Raw genomic sequence first — 2400 nt, forward strand, 5'->3', positions numbered from 1 at the left:
TCAAAGGCACTCACTTTCCAAAAGATGTCATTCTTTATGCTGTTTTCTTGGTTTTGTCGCATGAAAACAGATTACAGTTGATTTTTACACAAATATTTATTTTTTGCGACAGAAGCTCAACCATTTGAGACAATAAAATTAAGCTCCATAAGTTTTCTTATATGATTATCAACTTTACGATCAGCACCTGTAATTAAAGTTAAATCATATTTTGCACGACTGAGCATAATATAAATAATGTTTTCCGGGGTATTATTAGACAACGGAGCAATTACAACTGTAAATTCTCTTCCTGCAATATTTCTAATAGAAACAAACTCCACCTCTCCCTTTCGTTCTGTTTCATATTCAACGCTAAATGAAATGTTATAGCTTTCTAAAACCACCTTCATTCTTTCAAGGCTATTGCTGTTTTCATAAAAAACAACAACTGGAAAGATATCGGTAAAATCATCTTTAATGAACTGTATTTTTGATTCTACTGCATTTTTAAAATCTGAAACATCCCCAATAAAAGATAAATTTGGCTTATTAAAACCCTTCTGGTTGTAAAAATACTCGTCCTTAATATCTACCACCTCTCTATGTAGAGCAAGTTGCCTATAGTTATAGCTACAATTCCCCAATTCATAAGTTTGCCTAAAATTATGCTTTAACTTATAAATATTTAACCTACCATTAATTGAGAATAATTCAGATAAATGACTTAAATTATCCCAACGCCCAACGCCCAACCCCTGAACCCTCTTCTTTTTGCAGTTCATCTCCTGTAAGAATTATTTTTCTAGAAAAAAGGTGTATTAATTCAAGATTATTTAGAGAGACATCTTGCGCTTCATCAATTATTACTGTTTCTAAAACACTTTCGTTCCCAGCTTGCTTATTAAGATAAAGCGACAAAAGCTTTGCTTCTTCCATGCTTGAAGAAACTTTTTTTGCAAAACATTCAGAAAAAAAAATTTGTTTTATATCATCTAATATTACATTAGCGTCATTAAGCCTTGCACTCTCATTATCTTTATGTGATTCTCTTAGAGAATCAATTTTCTTATTCTCAGTAGTCTTAAATTCATTTACTTTATCTCTTTTTTCAGCATCTTCCCCAAGAGTTAGTGTCTTTTCTTTTTCAGAAAGAGTAATTAACTCGGATAACACCTCAAACCCAAGTGTTTTGGACTTCTTATCACGTTTTTTTTGTTTTAATTTTGCATCGAAAATATCTTTCTCTAATTTTTTACCCAGCCTTAAAGCTTCCGTATCAAGAAGATCCTTCTTTTTTCTTATTTCACTACTATTTCTAGCTTTCACGTCTTTTATTTCATCAGATTTATTCTTATATTTTCTATACTGTTCAGACAATTTATCGTCTGCTTTAAACAGCTTTTCAACTGGGAATTCCTCTAGTAAAAAACACCTACCTTTCTTCCTTGATATTTGTTCAGTCAAGTTAATGCTGTTACAAAATTTCTCATAAATATCACTAGAGCGTTCTCTAGTAGCTGAAATTTTATTAGCACATACTGCTATATCAAATTGAAGCATACTAGTTAAGAAATGATTGACAGTTTTAATTTGAAGGTTTTTTACATCAATTGAATCAAGCAATTGTGAAAAATTATTTATAACACTCTTATTTTTTACAAGCACACATACTTGAGAAGAGTTAAGGTTCTTCTGTTTCTGAAGTATTTTTATTTTTTGCAATACAGTTGTAGATTTACCTGTTCCGGCAGGGCCATCAATTATATAGTTTCCTTGGCCATATATAGCCTTTCCCTGTGCGCCTGTTGGTATTATTTCATTCATTTTCATAAATGAAGTTGAATTAATTTTTTCTTTCTTAATATTTTCTATATTTGAAACTTGGCCTTCAATCTCGTCAAATGCACTTTTAAAATATGCTTTGCCTATATTGGTTTCATATTGCACATCCTGTAAATCACTACCTTCTGGTCTATAACGTCCAATTAAATTTGCACGTCCCAACCTAATGCAACCTCCAATATCAGGACTATAATCATTTAGCTCAATTCTCAAAAAATCTTTTGCTCTTGGGTCATCCCACGAAAAAAAACGATAATATCCATGGTCATTTTTTGCAGTAAGCAAATTATAGAAAACTGTTTTTGTAAGATAGATACTTGTTGAATCAAACTTTATTCGATGAAGAAATGGGGTCTCTAGGTTCTTGCAATGAGTCTCTAGATCAATTTTTAAATCCTTCAACATAATATTATTCCTGACTTAGATTCAACGGTTCTGTCGCAAAAGTTTATCGTGCGCATAAAAACCGGTCATAACCGGTCTTTATGCGGCTAATGAATAAAACTGTCCTGCAGGAGACAAACCATCTCCTCCGATCATTTGCCCTTTTTTGATCATTTTCATTAGCTCAATACC

Annotated in this window: 2 protein-coding genes and 1 pseudogene; all 3 read right to left on the reverse strand. The window is 31.8% G+C overall.

Annotation, left to right across the window (positions count from 1 at the left end; all coding sequences use genetic code 11):
- Positions 1–116 precede the first annotated feature (116 nt).
- A complete protein-coding gene (locus tag CDZ78_RS18125; protein WP_140414188.1) occupies positions 117–764 on the reverse strand; it encodes a hypothetical protein in 648 nt (215 codons plus the stop codon).
- Entirely contained in the window at positions 712–2229 is a 1518-nt protein-coding gene (locus tag CDZ78_RS18130) for an AAA family ATPase (RefSeq protein ID WP_087871239.1), read from the reverse strand. The genes CDZ78_RS18125 and CDZ78_RS18130 overlap by 53 nt, the downstream gene beginning before the upstream one ends.
- Before the next feature lie 78 nt (positions 2230–2307).
- Positions 2308–2400, reverse strand: a pseudogene (locus CDZ78_RS23375) (IS6 family transposase); the annotation flags it as partial.

It is taken from the genome of Bathymodiolus platifrons methanotrophic gill symbiont (genome assembly GCF_002189065.1).
Classification (GTDB): Bacteria; Pseudomonadota; Gammaproteobacteria; order Methylococcales; family Methylomonadaceae; genus Methyloprofundus.

Coding starts and splice junctions, on each gene's coding strand:
- CDZ78_RS18125 (WP_140414188.1), bottom strand. CDS start 764: ATGAACTGCAAAAAGAAGAGGGTTCAGGGGTTGGGCGTTGGGCGTTGG.
- CDZ78_RS18130 (WP_087871239.1), bottom strand. CDS start 2,229: ATGTTGAAGGATTTAAAAATTGATCTAGAGACTCATTGCAAGAACCTA.